A 19,195-nucleotide genomic window follows, 5' to 3' on the forward strand; every position below is an offset into this window, starting at 1 on the left:
GCGTATGCATGGGCAGTGCGGGGCCGGGTCTGGAGGAACGGGCTAGGATTCTACCCTTTGCCAGATGAGCGCCTCTCCATGGCCCAGCCCACCCTCCATGTCGTCGCCACACCGATCGGCAACCTCGCCGATCTCTCGCCGCGCGCGCTGGAGACCCTGCGCGGCGTCGATGCCATCTGCGCCGAGGACACCCGCCGCACCGGCCAGCTGCTGGCGCATTTCGGCGTGTCCACGCCGCTGCTGGCCCTGCACGAACACAACGAGGAGGCGATCGCCGCGCGCATCGTCGCGCGCCTGCTGGAAGGCCAGTCGCTGGCGCTGGTCTCCGACGCCGGCACGCCGCTGGTGTCCGATCCCGGCTACCGGCTGGTGCGCGCCGCGCGCGCGGCCGGCGTGCGGGTCAGCCCGGTGCCGGGCGCCTGCGCGGCGATCGCCGCGCTGAGCGTGGCCGGCCTGCCGAGCGATCGCTTCGTGTTCGAAGGCTTCCTGCCGGCCAAGGCCAGCGCCCGGCGCGACGCGCTGCGCGCGCTGGCCGGCGAGCCGCGCACGCTGGTGTTCTACGAGTCCTCGCACCGCATCGCCGAGTCGCTGGCCGACCTGGCGCAGGCCTTCGGCGCGGAACGCCCCGCCGCCATGGCGCGCGAGCTGACCAAGCTGTTCGAGACCGTGCTCGACGGCAGCCTCGGCACGCTGCTGGCGCAGGTGCAGGCCGACGACAACCAGCGCAAGGGCGAGTTCGTGGTGATGGTGCAGGGCGCCGGCGACGATGCTGATGCCCAGCTGGCCGAAGGCCACCGCGTCCACGCCCTGCTCAAGGCCCACCTGCCGCCCTCGACCGCCGCCAAGCTCGCCGCCGAGATCACAGGCGCGCCGCGTAAGGCGTTGTACGGGGCTTGAGGCGAGGAACGGGCGCGGCGGAACGGGAAGCGTGGAAGGCGTAGAGGCCGTTCGCGCCGACGGTTTCTTGTTTTTTCCCCTGGCTCCTGCCGGCATGCGACAATCCGCGACGGCGGAGCCGGCCGGACAGTCGCGTCGTCCGCTCCATTTCGATGGAAGCGGGCGCCGAGGAAAGTCCGGGCTCCACAGGGCACGGTGCCAGGTAACGCCTGGGCGGCGCGAGCCGACGGCCAGTGCAACAGAAAGCAAACCGCCGATGGCCCGCAAGGGATCAGGTAAGGGTGAAATGGTGCGGTAAGAGCGCACCGCGAGTCCGGCAACGGACCGGCACGGTAAACCCCACCGGGAGCAAGACCGAATAGGGACCTCATGACGCGGCCCGCGTCGGGTCCGGGTAGGTTGCTTGAGCGTATCGGTGACGATGCGCCTAGAGGAATGACTGTCCACGACAGAACCCGGCTTACAGGCCGGCTCCGCCACCTCCATCTCGCGCAGCGAGATGGAGCCCCCAGAACCTCGCACCGCTGCACGCGGCGCGACGTTTCGGGCCCCGGCGCTTTGCCCTCCACACCCCGCGCCTGTCGGCGCGCCCCCTGACTCAGGGGGCTTGCGATCGCCAGCAGGGCCTGGCGTCCTTCTCGCCTTCTCGCCTTCTCGCCTTCTCGCCTTCTCGCCTTCTCGCCTTCTCGCCTTCTCGCCTTCTCGCAGGCGCTGACGCTGACGCAGGCGCAGGCGCAGGCGCAGGCGCAGGAACGTCGAATTTCAGGCCCCCTCCCTTGCGCGTAGCGCAGGGGAGGGTCGGGGAGGGGTTAGCTGTTGCTGTTGCTGTTGCTGTTGCCGTTGCCGTTGTCGTTGCCGTTGCCGTTGGCTCTTGGCCTCTCAAGTTCCCCGCGAAAAGCGACCCCTCCCCAGCCCTCCCCTGCGCTGCGCGCAAGGGAGGGGGCCAATCAAGCGGTCTGACACGACGCTGCCAACGCCAACGCCAACGCCAACGCCAACGCCAACGCCAATCCCAATCCCAATCCCAATCCCAATCCCAATCCCAATCCCAATCCCAATCCCCAATCCCCAATCCCCAATCCCCAATCCCCAATCCCCAATCCCCAATCCCCAATCCCCAATCCCCAATCCCCAATCCCGAATCCCGAATCCCGAATCCCGAATCCCTCAAATCTCCAGCCTGGTCTCCCCCACAGAAACACCATCAGGACCAAACCGCCGCTCAGCGATCCAGCCGCGGCCGGCGTGGTCGAGGGCGATCAGGGTGCTGGCGCGGGTGCCGTAGCGTGGGTCGGCGATGAAGGTGGCGGACAGGCGGCGCTCCAGGTCCGGGTCGATGCCGGTGTCGGGTAACTGGTCTTCCGGGGCGAGGCTGCGGTCGGCCAGGGCGGCCCACAGCGCGGCCGGGTCCTCGGCCGGGCCGTCCAGCCAGCCGGCCAGGGCCGCGCACAGGCGCCGGGTCTTGGGCCAGGGGGCGTCGAAGGGACCGTTGGACACGCCGTGCACGCCCGGCGGCACGGTGCGTGTCTGCGGGCCGGGCCAGTTGCCCACGTAGCGACAGTCGGCCGCATCGGCCAGCAGCAGGTTGAAGGGGGCGAAGGCCGCGGCGCGGGCGTGCAGGGTGTCGGCCGCTTCCGTCGCGGACGCCGGCCCGGCCAGGAAGTCGGCCACCAGCGCGCCGCGCGACGGGGCGCCGGGCGGGGCGGCCAGGCGCGGGTCGCGGACATTGGTCACCACGGCCATGCGTCCCTGCGGCCCCACCCCGGCCCAGCTGCCGCCGGACCGCAGGTCGCGCCCGGCCATCACGCCGGGACGGTCGGCCCAGGGCGCCAGCGCGGCGGTGGGACGGGCGTGGAATTCGTCGCGGTTGCCGGCCAGGACCAGGCGCCAGCGGGGGTGGGTTTTCCAGGCGATCGCGACCAGGCACATGCGCCCATTGTCGGCCGAGTCTGCGCAGTGCGCGCGCCCGGCCGCCGCCCGGGCGCGGCCGTGACAGCGGTCACTTCACATCCCCTGCACAGCCCTGAATCTCCGTCCAATCTCAAAATTTGAGACGAAACAGCAACTTGTGGATAAGGCTTGAACAAGTCTCTGAAGTTCGTTGCAAGCCATTGATCCGGAAAGTGATTTTCCCGTGTGCGAGTTGTTGACAACCCTTTGCCCAGTGCTAAGGTGGGCACGAGCGGGAAATCCGGGGTTTCTGTGGTTTTTCGTGGTTCAATGATCGCCGCAGTGCTGAAGTCGAGGTAGAGGGGACGTGTTCCAGGGCGAAACCGCCATCACAGTGGACGACAAGGGCAGGTTGGCGGTCCCCACCGCTTACCGTGACCAGGTCGCGCGCGCGTGCGGCAACCGCCTGGTGCTGACCTACAACCCCTTCGAGGCCGGCTGCCTGTGGCTGTACGACGCCACGGCCTGGGAGCGCGTGCGCGACGAGGTGATGGCCATGCCCAACACCAAGCGCACCGTGCGCACCCTGCAGCAGAAGCTGGTGGGCTCGGCCGCGTTCCTGGAGCTGGATGGCAACGGCCGGGTGACCGTGCCGCCGAGCCATCGCGCCGCGGTCGGCATCGAGAAGAAGGCCGTGCTGTTGGGCATGGGCGACAAGTTCGAACTATGGAGCGAGCAGGCGCACCGCGCGCAGATCCAGCAGACGTTGTCTGACGAGGATCTGGGCGAGGAGCTGCTCGAGCTCAGGCTGTGACGGCAGGTGCCCGGATGCGCCCCGACGCGCAGCCCGGCCACCTTCCGGTGATGTTCGCCCAGTGCATGGACGGGCTGCAGGTGAAGGTGGACGGAACGTATCTGGACGGCACGCTCGGCCGCGGCGGCCATGCGCGCGGCGTGCTGCAACGACTCGGCCCGGGAGGCCGACTGCTGCTGATGGACAAGGATCCCGACGCGATCGCCCATGCGCACGCCGTGTTCGACGGCGATGCACGCGTGTCGGTGTATCGCGGCAGCTTCGCCGAGCTGGCGCAGTGGGACGCCACGGCCGATGGCCTGGACGGCGTGCTGCTGGACCTGGGCGTGTCCTCGCCGCAGCTGGACGTGGCCGAGCGCGGCTTCTCCTTCGGCAAGGACGGCCCGCTGGACATGCGCATGGATCCGGACGCGGGCGAGAGCGCCGCGCAGTGGCTGGCGCGCGCCGAAGAGGCCGAGATCGCCGACGTGCTGTGGCAGTACGGCGAGGAGCGCATGAGCCGGCGCATCGCCCGCGCCATCGTCGCGCGCCGCGGCGAGACCCCGCTGACCCGCACCGCGCAGCTGGCCGAGCTGATCGCCAGCGTGATGCCGCGCGGCAAGGACAAGATTCATCCGGCCACGCGCAGCTTCCAGGCCATCCGCATCCACATCAACCGCGAGCTGGCCGATCTGGAGCTGGGCCTGGACGCGGCCCTGTCGCGGCTGAAGGTCGGCGGCCGGCTGGCGGTGATCAGCTTCCATTCGCTGGAAGACCGTATCGTCAAGCGCTTCATCGCCGGCCACGCCAAGGCGCCGGCCGGCAACCGCCGCCTGCCGGTGGCGCAGGACTTCACGCCCACGCTGAAGATCATCCAGGACGCGGCCCGCGCCGACGCCGAGGAAACCGCCGCCAACCCGCGCGCCCGCAGCGCGGTGCTGCGCGTGGCCGAGAAGCTGGGGCAGGCCGCATGACCCGCCTGCTGCTCATCGTCGTGATCGTGGCCAACATCGCCACCGCCATCGCGGTGGTGTACGCGCGTCACCAGCACCGCGTGCTGTTCGTCCAGCTCAACCAGCTGGACAAGGCGCGCGATGAGCTGAACATCGAATTCGGCCGGCTGCAGCTGGAGCAGGCCACCGTGGGCGAGAGCAATCGCGTCGAGCGCATCGCGCGCGAGCGTCTGGGCATGAAGTCGCCCGAATCGGCCGACGTCGTGGTGATCCGCCCATGAGCCTGCGCGATGCCATCGAGCGGGTGATCAAGCGCAACGGCGAGCGCAAGGGCGCGCTGCCGCGCAACCGCAACCGCGCGCGCTACGACCTGCGCAACCGCCTGCTGCTGGTCGGCGGCGCGCTGGTGCTGTGCTCGGTCAGCCTGGTCGGCCGCGCCGCCTACGTGCAGCTGATCAACAGCGACTTCTATCAGAAGGAAGGCGACGCGCGGTTCACCCGCGAGCTGGCCATCCCGACCTCGCGCGGCATGATCACCGACCGCAACGGCGAGCCGCTGGCCGTGTCCTCGCCGGTGGAATCGGTGTGGTGCGATCCGCGCGAACTGCTCAAGTCGCCCGACCGCCTGCCCGAGCTGGCCCAGGCGCTGGGCGAGCCGCTGGAGAGCCTGACCCGCCGCGTGAGCCAGAAGGCGGACAAGGAGTTCATGTATCTCAAGCGCCGCATCAATCCCGACGCGGCCAAGGCGATCCTGGCCCACGGCGTGCCCGGCGTGTATTCGCAGCGCGAGTACAAGCGCTTTTACCCGCAGGGCGAGGTGATGGCCCACATCCTGGGCTTCACCAACATCGACGACCGCGGTCAGGAAGGCCTGGAGCTGGCCTTCGACGACTGGCTGCGCGGCAAGCCGGGCCTGAAGAAGGTCATCCGCGACCAGGCCGGCCACATCGTGGAGAACATCGACCTGGTGCGCCCGGCGCAGCCGGGCAACGACCTGACCCTGAGCGTGGACCGCCGCATCCAGTACATCGCCGCGCGCGAGCTGCGCCGCGCGATCGACGACAACCAGGCCGCAGGCGGCTCGGTGGTGATCCTGGACGTGGCCACCGGCGAGGTGCTGGCCATGGCCAACCTGCCCACGTTCAACCCCAACGCGCAGGACCTGGGCAAGCCGGACGTGCACCGCAACCGCGCGGTCACCGACCTGGTCGAGCCGGGCTCGACGATGAAGCCCATCACCATCTCCACCGCGCTGGCGGCGGGCGTGGTCACGCCGAGCACGCTGATCGACACCAACCCGGGCTACATGGCGCTCAAGGGCGGCTTCACCATCCGCGACGTGCCGCGCAACAACGGCGTGCTGACCGTGGGCGGGGTGATCACGCACAGCTCCAACATCGGCGCGGCCAAGATCGCCGACAAGATCCAGGACCAGACCTTCTACAACACGGTCAAGGCCTTCGGTTACGGCAGCGCGCCGCATAGCGGATTCCCGGGTGAAGCCTCGGGTCTGTTCCCTTCGCCCGCGCGCTGGAGCGGCACGTCCAAGACCACGATGTCCTACGGCTACGGCCTGGCAGTGTCGCCGCTGCAGATCGCCCGCGCCTACGCGACCATCGGCAACGGCGGCGTGCTGGTCACCCCGACCTTCATCAAGGGCATGCGCAGCGAGAACAGCGTGCAGGTCGTGCCCCGGGAGGTGACCAAGCAGGTCATCGCCATGATGGAGACCGTGGTCACCCAGGGCGGCGCCAAGGATGCGGCCGTGCCGGGCTATCACGTGGCCGGCAAGACCGGTACCGCGCGCATTGCCTCGGGCGGCAGCTATGCCTCGGGCCACTACACCGCGCTGTTCGCCGGGCTGGTGCCGGCGACCAATCCGCGCTTCGTCATGGTCACCGTGATCCGCGACCCGCAGGCCGGCAAGTACTACGGCGGCCTGGTGTCCGCGCCGGTGTTCCACAACGTGATGGAAGACGCGCTGCGCCTGATGGACGTGCCGCCGGACGACATCGACAGCTGGCTGGCCGCGCAGGCCAAGGACGAGGCCAAGCGCGCCGCGCAGGCGCCCAAGCGTCCGCCGACCGTCGCCGCGCTGCCCAAGCCGTTGCCCGCGCCACTGCCCGCGCCGATCCAGGCTAAGGCCGAGCCGGCGCTGCCCAGGAGCCTGGAATGAGCCGCGCCATGGCCCTGTCCACGCTGCTGCCCGACGTGCCCGCCGTCCCGGCGGGCCTGATCGTGCACGGGCTGACCCAGGACAGCCGCAGCGTGCGGCCGGGCGATGCCTTCGTGGCCATTGGTCCGGTCGACAACAGCCCCTCGACCTGGCACGGGCTGGGCTTCGTCGAGCAGGCGCGCGCGGCGGGCGCGGCGGCGATCCTGTTCGAACCGCCGGCGCCCGACACGCTGCCGGCCCCGGCCGATGCGATCGCCGTGCCCGGTCTGCGTCATCGGCTGGGCGCGATGGCCGACACCTTCTACGGCCACCCCTCGCGGCAGATGACCGTGGTCGGGGTGACCGGCACCAACGGCAAGACCTCCTTCGTGCAGCTGCTCGGCCAGGCCTGGCATCTGCTCGGCGTGACCGGCGGCAGCATCGGCACGCTCGGCGCCGGCCTGTACGGGCAGGTGCAGCCGACCGGCTTCACCACGCCGCTGGTGCTGCAGACCCATGCGCTGCTGGCGCAGCTGCACGAGGCCGGCGCGCAGGCGGTGGCGATGGAAGTCAGCTCGCACGCGCTGGTGCAGACCCGCGTGGATGCGGTCGCCTTCGACGTGGCGGTGTTCACCAACCTCACCCGCGATCATCTGGACTACCACGGCACCATGGAAGGCTACGGCGCGGCCAAGGCGCGGCTGTTCCAGCGCGCCGGCCTGCGGGCCGCGGTGGTCAACCTGGACGATGCCTTCGGCGCGAGCCTGCCGGGCAAGCTGGCCGACGGAGTGCAGCTGGTCGGCGTCAGCGCGCTCGGCGCGGCGCAGGCCGCCGTGCAGGCGCGCGATGTCGTGCTGGATGCGTCGGGCATCGGCTTCTCGCTGGCGCTCGGCGATGCCGTGCATCCGGTGCGCTCGCCGCTGCTGGGACGCTTCAACGTGGACAACCTGCTGGCCGTGGCCGGCGTGCTGCACGCCACCGGCATCGCGCCGACGCGCATCGCCCAGGTGCTGGGCCAGCTGCGGCCGATCCACGGCCGCATGAACCGCCTCGGCGGCGTCGACGGTCAGCCGCTGGTGGTGATCGATTACGCGCATACCCCCGACGCGCTGCAGCAGGCCTTGACCAGCCTGCGCGGCCACCTCGAGGGGCGCCTGATCTGCGTGTTCGGCTGCGGCGGCGACCGCGATCGCGGCAAGCGTCCGCAGATGGCGCGGATCGCACAGCAACACGCCGACGCGGTGATCGTCACCGACGACAATCCGCGCAGCGAGGACGGCGATGCCATCGTCGCCGACATCGTGGCCGGATTCGACGCGCACGGCGTGCGCTTCGAGGTGCAGCGCGACCGCGCGCGCGCCATCGCCCACGCGGTGAGCCAGGCGCAGGCCGGTGACATCGTGCTGATCGCCGGCAAGGGGCATGAGCCCTATCAGGAAGTCCACGGCGTCAGGCATGCCTTCGACGACACTGTGCAGGCGCGGGCGGCCCTCGAGGCGCGCGCGACGCTGGACCGGGACCTGGAGGCGCGGCGATGAACCGTCTGCCCCTGTCGCTGATCGCGCACCTGGCCGGCGGCGAGCTGCATGGCGATGACGTCACCGTGGCGGCGGTGTCCAACGACACCCGCGCGCTGCGCCCGGGCAGCCTGTACGTAGCCCTGCGCGGTGAGCGCTTCGACGGCCACGACTTCATCGCCCAGGCCGCCGCGCAGGGCGCCGGCGCGCTGCTGGTCGATCACGCCGTGGACAGCGCGCTGCCGCAGGTGGTGGTGGCCGACACGCAGCAGGCGCTGGCGCGCCTGGCCGCCGGCCTGCAGCGCGATCGCGCGGGCAAGGTGGTGGCCATCACCGGCAGCAACGGCAAGACCAGCGTCAAGGCGCTGGTGCTGTCCATCCTCGAGCGCGCCGGCCAGACCTGGTCGACGCCGGGCAACCGCAACAACGAGATCGGCCTGCCGCTGGCGGTGATCGAGGCCCCGGACGCGGCCGAGTACGCCGTCTACGAGATGGGCGCCGGCAAGCCGGGCGACATCGCCTACCTGACCGACATCGCCCGCCCCGACGTGTCGCTGGTCAACAACATCGCGCCGGCGCATCTGGAACGCATGGGCAGCCTGCTCGGCGTCGCCCAGACCAAGGGCGCGATCTACAGCGCGCTGCCTGAGACGGGCGTGGCGGTGATCAACGCCGACGATGCCTTCGTCGAATACTTCGCCGGCCTGGCCGCGGGCCGGCGCGTGCTGCGCTTCGGCCTGGAAGGCAGCGCCGACATCCGCGCGCGCGACATCGTCACCGACGCGGAAGGCTCGCACTTCACCCTGCTCACCCCGCAAGGCGAGGCGCAGGTGCGTCTGCCGCTGCCGGGCCGGCACAACGTACGCAACGCGCTGGCCGCCACCGGCCTGGCGCTGGGCTGCGGCGTGGCGCTGGCCACCATCGTCGAAGGCCTGCAGGCCGCGCGCCCGGTCGCCGGCCGCCAGGTCTCGCACACGCTGCCCTCCGGCGCGGTGCTCATCGACGACAGCTACAACGCCAACCCCGGTTCGCTGGCCGCCGCGATCGACACGCTGGCCGCCACCACCCGGCACGGCTGGCTGGTGCTGGGCGACATGCGCGAGCTGGGCCCGGAAGGCGCGGCGCTGCACGCCGCCGCCGGCGCCCAGGCCAGGCAGGCCGGGATCGCCCGCTTGTACGCGCTGGGCGAACTGAGCGCCCACGCGGCCGCGGCCTTCGGCGACGGCGCGCGCGTGTTCGACACTCACGCCGCGCTGGCCCAGGCGCTGGCCTCGGAGCTGGACGCGTCCGCGTCCGGTTCCGCTTCGCCGGCCTCGCGTCCCGTGATCCTGGTCAAGGGGTCCCGCGGCAGCGCGATGGACCGCATCGTCACCGCGCTGCTTCCCGCCGCGCCCGCGCAATCCACGGGAGGCACCGCGCATGCTGCTTGAACTGGCCCGCTGGCTGAGGCAACTGGACTCGGTCTTCGCGATCTTCAACTACCTGACCCTGCGCGCGATCCTGGCGGCGCTGACCGCGCTGTTCCTGTCGCTGTGGATGGGCCCGGCGGTGATCCGCCGGCTGGCGCAGTTCAAGGGCGGCCAGCCGATCCGCAGCGACGGCCCGCAGACGCATTTCTCCAAGGCCGGCACGCCGACCATGGGCGGCGCGCTGATCCTGATGACCGTGGCGCTGGCCACGCTGCTGTGGGGCGACCTGCGCAACCGCTACGTGTGGCTGGTGCTGGCGGTGATGGTGGCCTTCGGCGCGATCGGCTGGTACGACGACTGGATCAAGATCGTGCGCCGCGATCCCAACGGCCTGAAGTCGCGCTGGAAGTACCTGCTGCAGTCGATCTTCGGCCTGGCCGCGGGCATCTTCCTGTGGCACACCGCGGATGTGGCGGCGGCGACCACGTTCTACATCCCGCTGTTCAAGGCCGTGGCGCTGCCGCTGGCCGGGGTGGGCTTCGTCACCATCGCCTACTTCTGGATCGTGGGCTTCTCCAACGCGGTCAACCTCACCGACGGCCTGGACGGGCTGGCGATCATGCCGACCGTGCTGGTGGCCTGCGCGCTGGCGGTGTTCGCCTACGCCTCGGGCAACGTGGTGTTCTCCAACTATCTGCAGATCCCGCAGGTCCCGGGCGCGGGCGAGCTGGTGATCATCTGCGCGGCCATCGCCGGCGCGGGCCTGGGCTTTCTGTGGTTCAACACCTATCCGGCGATGGTGTTCATGGGCGACATCGGCGCGCTGGCGCTCGGTGCGGTGCTCGGCACCATCGCGGTGATCGTGCGTCAGGAACTGGTGCTGGTGGTGATGGGCGGCATCTTCGTCGTCGAGACGCTCTCGGTGATGATCCAGGTGGCCAGCTTCAAGCTCACCGGCAAGCGCGTGTTTCGCATGGCGCCCATCCATCACCACTTCGAACTCAAGGGCTGGCCCGAACCGCGCGTCATCGTCCGGTTCTGGATCATTTCGGTGATCCTGGTCCTTGTCGGTCTGGCCACGTTGAAGGTGCGCTGATGAACGACTTCCGTAAGCAGGCCATGCGCCTGGAATCGATCGGTGGGCAGTACGACTTCTGGCTGGTGGCCGCCGCCGGAGCGCTGGCGGCGATCGGCGTGGTGATGGTGGCCTCGGCCTCGATCGCCATGGCCTCCACGCCGTACTACTACCTGAGCCGCCACGTGGTGTTCCTGGCGCTGGGCGTGGGCCTGGCGATCACCGCCATGCGCATGGAGCTCAAGTCCATCGAGAAGTACAACCAGCTGCTGCTGCTGGGCTGCTTCGCGCTGCTGGTGGTGGTGTTCGTGCCGGGGCTGGGCAGCACGGTCAACGGCGCGCGGCGCTGGATCAATCTGGGCTTCACCCGCTTCCAGACGGTCGAGGCGGTCAAGGTGCTCTACATCGTCTGGCTGGCCAGCTACCTGGTGCGCTTCCGCGACGAGGTCAATGCGACCTGGGGTGCGCTGATCAAGGCCATCGGCGTGGTGCTGGTGCTGATCGCGCTGCTGCTGCTGCAGCCGGACTTCGGCTCGTCCACGCTGCTGCTGGGCATCACCGCCGGCATGCTGATCCTGGGCGGCGCCAACCTGCCGCGCATGACCATGCCGGTGCTGGCCCTGCTGCCGGCGCTGGTGGCGCTGGTGGTGTTCGAGCCCTACCGCATGCGCCGCGTCACCTCCTTCCTGGATCCGTGGAAGGACCAGCTGGGCTCGGGCTACCAGCTGTCCAACGCGCTGATGGCCATCGGCCGCGGCGAATGGACCGGCGTGGGCCTGGGCAGCTCGGTGCAAAAGCTCAACTACCTGCCCGAGGCGCACACCGACTTCATCTTCTCGGTCATCGGCGAGGAGCTCGGCTTCCTCGGTGTGTGCGCCATCATCGGCCTGTACGCGCTGCTGGTCGGCCGCGCGCTGTATGTCGGCTACCGCTGCATCGGCCGCAACCGTCACTTCGCCGGCTACATCGCCTTCGGCATCGCGCTGTGGATCGGCATGCAGGCCTTCGTCTCGATCGGCGTCAACCTGGGCCTGCTGCCGACCAAGGGCCTGACCCTGCCGCTGATCTCCTCCGGCGGCTCGTCGGTGTTGATGACCTGCGCGGCGATGGGCCTGCTGCTGCGCGTGTCCTACGAACTCAGCCGTGCCGAGAAGCACATCGCGCTGACCCGCGGCATCGAGTCGCGCGATCAGCGCGACGAGGGCTCCTCCCCGCAGGTTGCTCAAGTCGCCACGCCCGCGCGCGCCGGCGAGCCCGCGCCGCAGCCGGCACCGGCCAAGGCCGCCGTGCGCGGCAACGCGCGCCCGCAGCGCATCGAACCCACTTTCGAGCGGATTGGTTGATGGCAGGCAACGCGCCCGTGATGATCCTGGCCGGCGGCACCGGCGGCCACATCTTCCCCGCGCTGGCCGTGGCCAAGGTGCTGCGCGCGCGCGGCGTGCCGGTGACCTGGCTGGGCGCCGACGGACAGATGGAAACGCGCCTGGTGCCGCAGCACGACATCGCGCTGGACACCATCGCGGTCAAGGGCCTGCGCGGCAAGGGCGCCGCGGCGCTGTTCGGCGCGCCGCTGCGCATCGCCGCGGCGGTCATGGCCGCCGCCGGCGTGCTGCGCCGGCGTGCGCCGCGTGCGGTCATCAGTTTCGGCGGCTATGCGGCCGGCCCGGGTGGCGTGGCCGCCCGGCTGCAGGGCCGGCCGCTGCTGGTGCACGAGCAGAACCGCGCGCCGGGCATGACCAACAAGCTGCTGTCGCGTGTCGCGCGTCGCGTGCTGACCGGCTTCCCGGGCAGCTTCGCCACGCGCGAGGAAGCCGTCGGCAACCCGGTGCGCGAGGAGATCGCCGCCATCGCCCCGCCGCGCGAGCGTCTGGCCGGCCGCGAAGGCCCGCTGCGCCTGCTGGTGCTGGGCGGCAGCCAGGGCGCGCGCGCGCTCAACACCGCCGTGCCGCAGGCGCTGGCCGCGCTGAAGCTGGAGGCGCAGGTGCGCCACCAGTGCGGCGAGAAGCTGCGCGCCGAGGCCGACGCGGCCTACGCGAAGGCCGGCGTGCCCGCCAGCGTGGAGAGCTTCATCGCCGACATGGCGCAGGCCTATGCGTGGGCCGACCTGGTCGTATGCCGCGCCGGCGCCTCGACCCTGGCCGAGCTGTGCGCCGCCGGCATCGGCAGCGTGCTGGTGCCCTTCGCTGCGGCGGTGGACGACCACCAGACCCGCAACGCGCAGTACCTGGTCGAACACGGCGCCGCGGTGCTGCTCAAGCAGGACGACAGCTTGAACGTGCACCTGCAGCGCGTGCTGGCCGTGCTCTCGGCCGACCCGCAGCGCCGGCTGGACATGGCCATCGCCGCGCGCGGGCTGGCCCGCATCGATGCGGCCGAACGCATCGCAGACATCATTCTGGAGGAAGCCGCATGATTTCCGCGGCGCGTGAACGCCGGCTGCAGAACACCGGCAACCTGGCGCAGGCCTTTCGCCGTGTGCACTTCGTCGGCATCGGCGGCTCGGGCATGAGCGGCATCGCCGAGGTGCTGTGCACGCTGGGCTACGAGGTCTCCGGCTCGGACGCGTCGGAGAACGCGGCCACCCGGCGCCTGGCCTCGCTCGGCGCGCGCGTGATGCGCGGCCACAACGCCTCCAACGTGCTGGGCACCGACTGCGTGGTCGTCTCCAGCGCGATCAAGGCCGACAACCCCGAGCTGATGGAAGCGCGCAGCCAGCGCATCCCGATCGTGCCGCGCGCGATGATGCTGGCCGAGCTGATGCGCTTCCGCCGCGGCATCGCCGTGGCCGGCACGCACGGCAAGACCACCACCACCTCGCTGACCGCCGCGGTGCTCAGCGAGGGTGGCCTGGACCCGACCTATGTCATCGGCGGCCAGCTGCTCTCGGCGGGCGCCAACGCCAAGCTCGGCGACGGTCAGTGGCTGGTGGCCGAGGCCGACGAGAGCGACGGCAGCTTCCTGCGCCTGAATCCGCTGATCGCGGTCATCACCAACATCGATGCCGATCACCTGGAGAACTACGGCAACGACTTCGCCCGCGTGCAGGCGGCCTTCGCCGAGTTCCTGCAGCGCCTGCCGTTCTATGGCCTGGCCGTGCTGTGCATCGACGATCCGGAAGTGGCCGCGCTGGCCGCCGAGACGCCGCGCCATGTGATGACCTACGGCCTGTCCGACGGCGCCGATATCCGTGCCGAGAACGTGGTGCAGGAGGCCGGGCGCATGCGCTTCACCCTGTGCCTGCCCGAGGACGTGTCGGTCGGCGTGACCCTGGCGCTGCCGGGCAAGCACAACGTGCTCAATGCGCTGGCCGCCGCGGCGGTGGGCTGGCAGCTGGGCGTGCAGCCGGGCACGATCGCGCGCGCCCTGGCCAACTTCTCCGGCATCGGCCGGCGCTTCAACGACCTGGGCGCCATCGACACCGGGCGCGGCGCGACCGTGCAGCTGATCGATGACTACGGCCACCATCCCAAGGAGCTGGCCGCGGTGTTCGCCGCCGCGCGCGGCGGCTGGCCGGACAAACGCCTGGTGGTGGCCTTCCAGCCGCATCGCTACAGCCGCACGCGCGATCAGTTCGACGCCTTCGCCGCGGTGCTGAGCGAGGTCGACGCGCTGGTGCTGAGCGAGGTCTATCCGGCCGGCGAGGCGCCGATCGCCGGGGCCGACGCCAAGTCGCTGGCGCGCGCCATCCGCGCGCGCGGCCGCAACGAGCCGGTCGTGGTCAGCAGCGTGGCCGACCTGTCCACCGTGCTGCCCGACGTGCTGGCCGATGGCGACCTGCTGCTGATGATGGGCGCCGGCGACATCGGCGCGGTCGCCCAGCAGATCGCCGCGCAGGGCTTCGCCCCGGGAGGCCAGGCATGAGCGCGCTGTCGCTTCCGTCCTCGCGCATCGTCGATGCGGCCGCGTTCGGCCGCGTCGCCGTGCTGATGGGCGGCACCTCCAGCGAGCGCGAGGTGTCGCTGAACTCCGGCGCCAACGTGCTCGAGGCGCTGACCGCGCGCGGCGTGGACGCCTTCGCGGTCGATGGCATCCCCGCGCTGGCCACGCTGCTGGCGCAGGGCGGCTGCGATCGCGTGTTCAACGTGCTGCACGGTCACAACGGTGGCGGTGAGGACGGCGTGGTCCAGGGCCTGATGACGGCCTTCGGCGTGCCTTATACCGGCTCGAACGTGCTCGGCTCGGCGCTGAGCATGGACAAGGTGCGCACCAAGCAGGTGTGGCTGTCGCTGGGCCTGCCGACCCCGCGCTACGTGCGCCTGGCGGCGACGGCCGATGCGGCCGCCGATGCGCAGGATCGCGCGAGTGCCGCTGAAGGCAGGATGCCGAAAGCGGCCGTGCATGCCGCGGCCGCCGAGCTGGGCCTGCCGGTGATCGTCAAGCCGGCCAACGAAGGCTCCAGCGTCGGCGTCACCCGCGTGTTCGAGGACGCGCAGCTGGACGAGGCGGTGGCGCTGGCCGCGCGCTACGACGGCGAGCTGCTGATGGAGCAGCTGGTGGTCGGCGACGAGCTGACCGTCGGCATCCTCGGCCAGACCGCGCTGCCCTCGATCCGCATCGTGCCCAAGGGCGCCTGGTACGACTACAACGCCAAGTACATCGCCGAGGACACCCAGTACCTGTGCCCCGGCCTGGAGGGAGAGGCCGAGGAAGAGATCCGGCGCATCGCGCTGGCCGCCTTCAACGCCGCCGGCTGCGGCGGCTGGGGCCGCGTGGACGTGATGCGCGACGCCGCCAGCGGCGCGTTCTTCCTGCTCGAGGTCAACACCGCGCCGGGCATGACCAGCCACTCGCTGGTGCCCAAGGCCGCGCGCCAGGCCGGGCTGGGGTTCGAGGATCTGTGCTGGCGCATCCTGGAGCAGACGGTATGAAGCCGGGATTCGGGATTCGGGATTCGGGATGGGTCGACAGCGGCGCCGCATGCGTCGCCGCGGCCGTTTCCCATCCCCAATCCCGAATCCCGAATCCCGCGCGCGGAGCGCGCCCATGAGCAATGCCCTGCGCGTGCTGACCTGGATCCTGGCGCTGGCGCTGGTCGCCCTGCCCGGTCGTGGCCGTGTTCAACGGCTGGATCGGCGCCGAACGCTGGCCGCTGAAGCGGCTGCGCGTCGGCGGCGAGCTGCACCGCGTCGATCCGGCGCAGCTGCGCGCGGTGGTGCTGCCGTATGCGGCGCGCGGCTACTTCGCCGTGCAGCTGAGCGATGCGCAGCGCGCGGTCGAGCGCCTGCCCTGGGTCGAGCGCGCGCAGGTGCGCAAGCGCTGGCCCGACGTGCTGGAAGTGACCGTGATCGAACACAAGCCCTTCGCCCGCTGGGGCAGCGACAAGCTGCTGTCGGTGGACGGGGCGCTGTTCCCGCTGCCCAAGAACGTCGACGCCAGCGCGCTGCCGCAGCTCGGCGGTCCGGAGAGCCAGGTGGCCGAGGTGGTGGCCCTGTACAACGAATCGACCCAGCTGTTCGCGCCGCTGGGGCTGAAGGTGGACGCGCTGGCGATGGATGCGCGCGGCAGCTGGTCGCTGACCCTGGGCAACGGCCTGAACGTGGTGATCGGCCGCGCCGACGCCCGTCCGCGCCTGCAGCGCTTCGTGCGCCTGCTGCCGCGCCTGCTCGGCGATCCGCGCCAGCTGGCCAGCGTGGACCTGCGCTACACCAACGGCTTCGCCCTGACCTGGGGCAACGCCAGGCCGGCCGCCAACGATGGCGCCGCCACGACTCCTCCTCCCGTCAGCGCACCGGCCCCGATGGCCGCGCTGACCGCACACGCATCGCAGCAGGCATTCCACGCATGAACCGCAAGGGCGACAAATCCCTGATCGTCGGACTGGACATCGGCACCTCCAAGGTGACTGCGCTGGTCGGCGAATATTCCCCGGGCAATCCGATCGAGGTGATCGGCATCGGCAGCCATGAGTCGCGTGGGCTCAAGCGCGGCGTGGTGGTCGATATCGAATCGACCGTGCAGTCGATCCAGCGCGCGGTGGAGGAAGCCGAACTGATGGCCGGCTGCGAGATCCGCAGCGTCTACGCCTCGATCTCCGGCGCCCACGTGCAGTGCAAGAACTCGCCCGGCATCGTGCCGATCCGCGACGGCGAGGTGACCTGGGCCGACCTGGATCGCGTACTCGACGCCGCCAAGGCCGTGGCCATCCCGGCCGACCAGAAGATCCTTCATGCCATCCCGCGCGAGTACAAGCTGGACAACTCGCAGGAAGGCATCCGCAACCCGGTCGGCATGACCGGCGTGCGCCTGGAAGTGGACGCGCACCTGGTGGTCTGCGCGCAGTCGGCCGCGGCCAACATCTCCAAGTGCGTGCAGCGCTGCGGCCTGCAGATCGACGATCTGATCCTGTCCTCGCTGGGCTCCTCGGTGGCGGTGCTGACCGCCGACGAGCGCGAGCTGGGCGTGGTCCTGGTCGACATGGGCGCCGGCACCACCGACCTGGCGGTGTTCGTGCACGGCGCGATCTGCCACACCGCCTCGCTGCCGATCGCCGGCGACCACGTCACCAACGACATCGCGCACATGCTGCGCACGCCCACCCCGGAGGCCGAGCAGATCAAGGTGCGCTACGCCTGCGCGCTGGCCCAGCTGGCCACCGCCGAGGAATCGATCCAGGTGCCGTCGGTGGGCGATCGCCCGCCGCGGCGCATGCCGCGCCATTCGCTGGCGCAGGCGGTGCAGGGTCGCTACGAGGAGATCTTCGAGATGGTCCAGGCCGAGCTGCGCCGCTCCGGCTTCGAGGAACTGGTGCGCGCCGGCATGGTGCTCACCGGCGGCGCCTCGAAGATGGAAGGCGTGGTCGAGCTGGCCGAGGAGATGCTGCAGATGCCGGTGCGCATCGGCATTCCCCAGCACGTCACCGGCCTGGGCGAGGTGGTCGGCAACCCGGTCCACGCCACCGGCGTGGGCCTGCTGCTGATGGGCAGCCAGATCGAGCATCCGCGCCGGCCGTCGCTGCCCACGGGCAAGGCCGGCAGCTTGTTCAAGAAACTGCAGAACTGGTACCGCGGCGAATTCTGATTCGACGCGGCAAGAGGCACGACGCCGACGCGAGGGCGCGCCGGCGTGAGGCGAGGGCAGGGACAACGGGATTTGAGCGTCACCCAGCTGTATTCAAAAGACATACCCACACAAAGATGAGGACAACGGACATGGCACATTTCGAACTGGTTGAAACGATGGCTCCCAACGCGGTGATCAAGGTCATCGGCGTGGGCGGCGGCGGCGGCAACGCCGTGGCGCACATGGTGGCCAGCAGCGTGGACGGCGTGGAGTTCATCACCGCCAACACCGACTCGCAGGCGATCAAGAACTGCGGCGCCAAGCAGCAGCTGCAGCTCGGCGGCAACGTCACCAAGGGCCTGGGCGCAGGCGCCAACCCGGAAGTCGGCCGCCAGGCCGCGCTGGAAGACCGCGACCGCATCATCGAGGCGCTGACCGGCGCGGACATGGTGTTCATCACCGCCGGCATGGGCGGCGGCACCGGCACCGGCGCCGCGCCGGTCGTGGCGCAGCTGGCCAAGGAGATGGGCATCCTGACCGTGGGCCGTGGTCACCAAGCCGTTCCCCTTCGAAGGCCGTCGCCGCATGCAGGTCGCGCTGAAGGGCATCGAGGAGCTGTCCACCCACTGCGACTCGCTGATCACCATCCCCAACGAGAAGCTGATCACCGTGCTGGGCCGCAACGCCACGATGATCCAGGCCTTCCGCGCCGCCAACGACGTGCTGCTGGGCGCCGTGCAGGGCATCGCCGACCTGATCGTGCGTCCGGGCCTGATCAACGTCGACTTCGCCGACGTGCGCACCGTGATGAGCGAGATGGGCCTGGCCATGATGGGCACCGGCGCCGCCCGCGGCGACGACCGCGCCCAGGCCGCCGCCGAGGCCGCGATCCAGAACCCGCTGCTGGACGACGTCAACCTGTCCGGCGCCAACGGCATCCTGGTCAACATCACCGCCGGTCCGGACTTCACCATGGCCGAGTTCGACGAGGTCGGCCGCACCGTGGAGGGCTTCGCCTCGGAGGACGCCACCGTGGTGGTGGGCACCGTGCTCGACCCGAACATGCAGGACGAAGTCCGCGTGACCGTGGTCGCCACCGGCCTGAACCGCGCCGTCGCCCGCCAGCCGGTGCGTGGCACCGACCTGGGCGGTGGCTACCAGCCGCGCGAGACGGTGCGTGCGCCGATCAAGCTGGTGCGCGATGCCACCACCGGCCTGCCGGTCGACGCCGTGCCGCTGCCCAACACCACTGCCACCGGCAAGATCGACCCGGTGATGGGCGCCACCCAGGGCCTGGGCCTGCGTCGCAACGCCGGCACCGAGCCCAGCGTCGGCGGCCCCGCCGGTGCGGCCGAGCTGCCGGACAACTACCTGGACATCCCGGCGTTTCTGCGCCGCCAGGCCGACTGATCCACCGCTTCACCCGGTCACGCGCGCGAACCGGCAGCCTGCTGCCGGCCGCGCGCCGACACCGGCGCAGTACACACCGTGACGTGTCCAAGTGATT

The 19,195-nt window shown here is 70.6% G+C and carries 14 protein-coding genes, 1 other RNA gene and 2 pseudogenes; 16 read left to right on the forward strand and 1 reads right to left on the reverse strand.

What is annotated here, in order from left to right:
* The first annotated feature begins 78 nt into the window (after positions 1-78).
* Together rsmI and rnpB are read left to right on the forward strand one after the other, a co-directional pair.
* On the forward strand, positions 79-897 hold the full coding sequence (gene rsmI, locus QE438_RS18345; protein ID WP_130561221.1) for a 16S rRNA (cytidine(1402)-2'-O)-methyltransferase: 819 nt from the start codon (positions 79-81) through the stop codon (positions 895-897).
* 114 nt (positions 898-1,011) lie between these two features.
* Positions 1,012-1,376, forward strand: an RNA gene (rnpB, locus tag QE438_RS18350) — RNase P RNA component class A.
* Positions 1,377-2,064: 688 nt separating this feature from the next.
* Here the strand turns inward: rnpB and QE438_RS18355 are convergent.
* A complete protein-coding gene (locus tag QE438_RS18355) occupies positions 2,065-2,826 on the reverse strand; it encodes an NRDE family protein (protein WP_306993532.1) in 762 nt (253 codons plus the stop codon).
* A gap of 328 nt (positions 2,827-3,154) precedes the next feature.
* Between QE438_RS18355 and mraZ the strand changes: the two genes are divergently transcribed.
* The 14 genes and pseudogenes from mraZ to ftsZ all read left to right on the forward strand — a co-directional run bounded on the left by mraZ (position 3,155) and on the right by ftsZ (position 19,098).
* Positions 3,155-3,601: a division/cell wall cluster transcriptional repressor MraZ gene (mraZ, locus tag QE438_RS18360; RefSeq protein ID WP_130515456.1), complete on the forward strand. Its 447-nt coding sequence runs from the start codon at positions 3,155-3,157 to the stop codon at positions 3,599-3,601.
* A gap of 14 nt (positions 3,602-3,615) precedes the next feature.
* Positions 3,616-4,554: a 16S rRNA (cytosine(1402)-N(4))-methyltransferase RsmH gene (gene rsmH, locus QE438_RS18365; protein ID WP_130523184.1), complete on the forward strand. Its 939-nt coding sequence runs from the start codon at positions 3,616-3,618 to the stop codon at positions 4,552-4,554.
* Positions 4,551-4,814: a cell division protein FtsL gene (ftsL, locus tag QE438_RS18370; protein WP_130515460.1), complete on the forward strand. Its 264-nt coding sequence runs from the start codon at positions 4,551-4,553 to the stop codon at positions 4,812-4,814. The genes rsmH and ftsL overlap by 4 nt, the downstream gene beginning before the upstream one ends.
* The gene (locus QE438_RS18375) at positions 4,811-6,709 is read left to right on the forward strand and encodes a penicillin-binding transpeptidase domain-containing protein (protein WP_130530744.1); all 1,899 of its coding nucleotides are present in this window, start codon (positions 4,811-4,813) and stop codon (positions 6,707-6,709) included. The genes ftsL and QE438_RS18375 overlap by 4 nt, the downstream gene beginning before the upstream one ends.
* Positions 6,706-8,226: a UDP-N-acetylmuramoyl-L-alanyl-D-glutamate--2,6-diaminopimelate ligase gene (locus tag QE438_RS18380; RefSeq protein WP_306993527.1), complete on the forward strand. Its 1,521-nt coding sequence runs from the start codon at positions 6,706-6,708 to the stop codon at positions 8,224-8,226. Before QE438_RS18375 ends, QE438_RS18380 begins: the two co-directional genes overlap by 4 nt.
* Positions 8,223-9,635, forward strand: coding sequence for a UDP-N-acetylmuramoyl-tripeptide--D-alanyl-D-alanine ligase (gene murF, locus QE438_RS18385; protein WP_306993525.1), 1,413 nt, complete (start codon positions 8,223-8,225; stop codon positions 9,633-9,635). Before QE438_RS18380 ends, murF begins: the two co-directional genes overlap by 4 nt.
* Positions 9,625-10,710 (forward strand): phospho-N-acetylmuramoyl-pentapeptide-transferase, encoded by a 1,086-nt coding sequence (gene mraY, locus QE438_RS18390; protein ID WP_130515468.1) that lies wholly within the window; start codon positions 9,625-9,627, stop codon positions 10,708-10,710. The genes murF and mraY overlap by 11 nt, the downstream gene beginning before the upstream one ends.
* Complete coding sequence (gene ftsW / locus QE438_RS18395) at positions 10,710-12,032, forward strand: putative lipid II flippase FtsW (protein WP_130515469.1); 1,323 nt, start codon at positions 10,710-10,712, stop codon at positions 12,030-12,032. Before mraY ends, ftsW begins: the two co-directional genes overlap by 1 nt.
* Positions 12,032-13,102 (forward strand): undecaprenyldiphospho-muramoylpentapeptide beta-N-acetylglucosaminyltransferase, encoded by a 1,071-nt coding sequence (murG, locus tag QE438_RS18400; RefSeq protein WP_306993523.1) that lies wholly within the window; start codon positions 12,032-12,034, stop codon positions 13,100-13,102. Before ftsW ends, murG begins: the two co-directional genes overlap by 1 nt.
* Complete coding sequence (murC, locus tag QE438_RS18405) at positions 13,099-14,550, forward strand: UDP-N-acetylmuramate--L-alanine ligase (protein ID WP_130530754.1); 1,452 nt, start codon at positions 13,099-13,101, stop codon at positions 14,548-14,550. The genes murG and murC overlap by 4 nt, the downstream gene beginning before the upstream one ends.
* Entirely contained in the window at positions 14,547-15,557 is a 1,011-nt protein-coding gene (locus QE438_RS18410; RefSeq protein ID WP_306993521.1) for a D-alanine--D-alanine ligase, read from the forward strand. The genes murC and QE438_RS18410 overlap by 4 nt, the downstream gene beginning before the upstream one ends.
* A gap of 115 nt (positions 15,558-15,672) precedes the next feature.
* Positions 15,673-16,474, forward strand: a pseudogene (locus QE438_RS18415) (cell division protein FtsQ/DivIB).
* Positions 16,471-17,706, forward strand: coding sequence for a cell division protein FtsA (gene ftsA, locus QE438_RS18420; protein ID WP_130515479.1), 1,236 nt, complete (start codon positions 16,471-16,473; stop codon positions 17,704-17,706). The pseudogene QE438_RS18415 and the gene ftsA overlap by 4 nt, the downstream one beginning before the upstream one ends.
* Before the next feature lie 131 nt (positions 17,707-17,837).
* Positions 17,838-19,098, forward strand: a pseudogene (ftsZ, locus tag QE438_RS18425) (cell division protein FtsZ).
* The last annotated feature ends 97 nt before the right edge of the window (positions 19,099-19,195 follow it).

It is taken from the genome of Pseudoxanthomonas sp. SORGH_AS_0997, assembly GCF_031453535.1.
Taxonomy (GTDB): domain Bacteria; phylum Pseudomonadota; class Gammaproteobacteria; order Xanthomonadales; family Xanthomonadaceae; genus Pseudoxanthomonas_A; species Pseudoxanthomonas_A winnipegensis.

Excerpts from the sequence above, each read along its gene's own strand:
- rsmI (WP_130561221.1), top strand. The coding sequence starts at position 79 with ATGGCCCAGCCCACCCTCCATGTCGTCGCCACACCGATCGGCAACCTC.
- murC (WP_130530754.1), top strand. The coding sequence starts at position 13,099 with ATGATTTCCGCGGCGCGTGAACGCCGGCTGCAGAACACCGGCAACCTG.
- ftsL (WP_130515460.1), top strand. The coding sequence starts at position 4,551 with ATGACCCGCCTGCTGCTCATCGTCGTGATCGTGGCCAACATCGCCACC.
- murF (WP_306993525.1), top strand. The coding sequence starts at position 8,223 with ATGAACCGTCTGCCCCTGTCGCTGATCGCGCACCTGGCCGGCGGCGAG.
- QE438_RS18355 (WP_306993532.1), bottom strand. The coding sequence starts at position 2,826 with ATGTGCCTGGTCGCGATCGCCTGGAAAACCCACCCCCGCTGGCGCCTG.
- ftsW (WP_130515469.1), top strand. The coding sequence starts at position 10,710 with ATGAACGACTTCCGTAAGCAGGCCATGCGCCTGGAATCGATCGGTGGG.
- QE438_RS18410 (WP_306993521.1), top strand. The coding sequence starts at position 14,547 with ATGAGCGCGCTGTCGCTTCCGTCCTCGCGCATCGTCGATGCGGCCGCG.
- QE438_RS18375 (WP_130530744.1), top strand. The coding sequence starts at position 4,811 with ATGAGCCTGCGCGATGCCATCGAGCGGGTGATCAAGCGCAACGGCGAG.
- murG (WP_306993523.1), top strand. The coding sequence starts at position 12,032 with ATGGCAGGCAACGCGCCCGTGATGATCCTGGCCGGCGGCACCGGCGGC.
- QE438_RS18380 (WP_306993527.1), top strand. The coding sequence starts at position 6,706 with ATGAGCCGCGCCATGGCCCTGTCCACGCTGCTGCCCGACGTGCCCGCC.
- ftsA (WP_130515479.1), top strand. The coding sequence starts at position 16,471 with ATGAACCGCAAGGGCGACAAATCCCTGATCGTCGGACTGGACATCGGC.
- mraY (WP_130515468.1), top strand. The coding sequence starts at position 9,625 with ATGCTGCTTGAACTGGCCCGCTGGCTGAGGCAACTGGACTCGGTCTTC.
- rsmH (WP_130523184.1), top strand. The coding sequence starts at position 3,616 with ATGCGCCCCGACGCGCAGCCCGGCCACCTTCCGGTGATGTTCGCCCAG.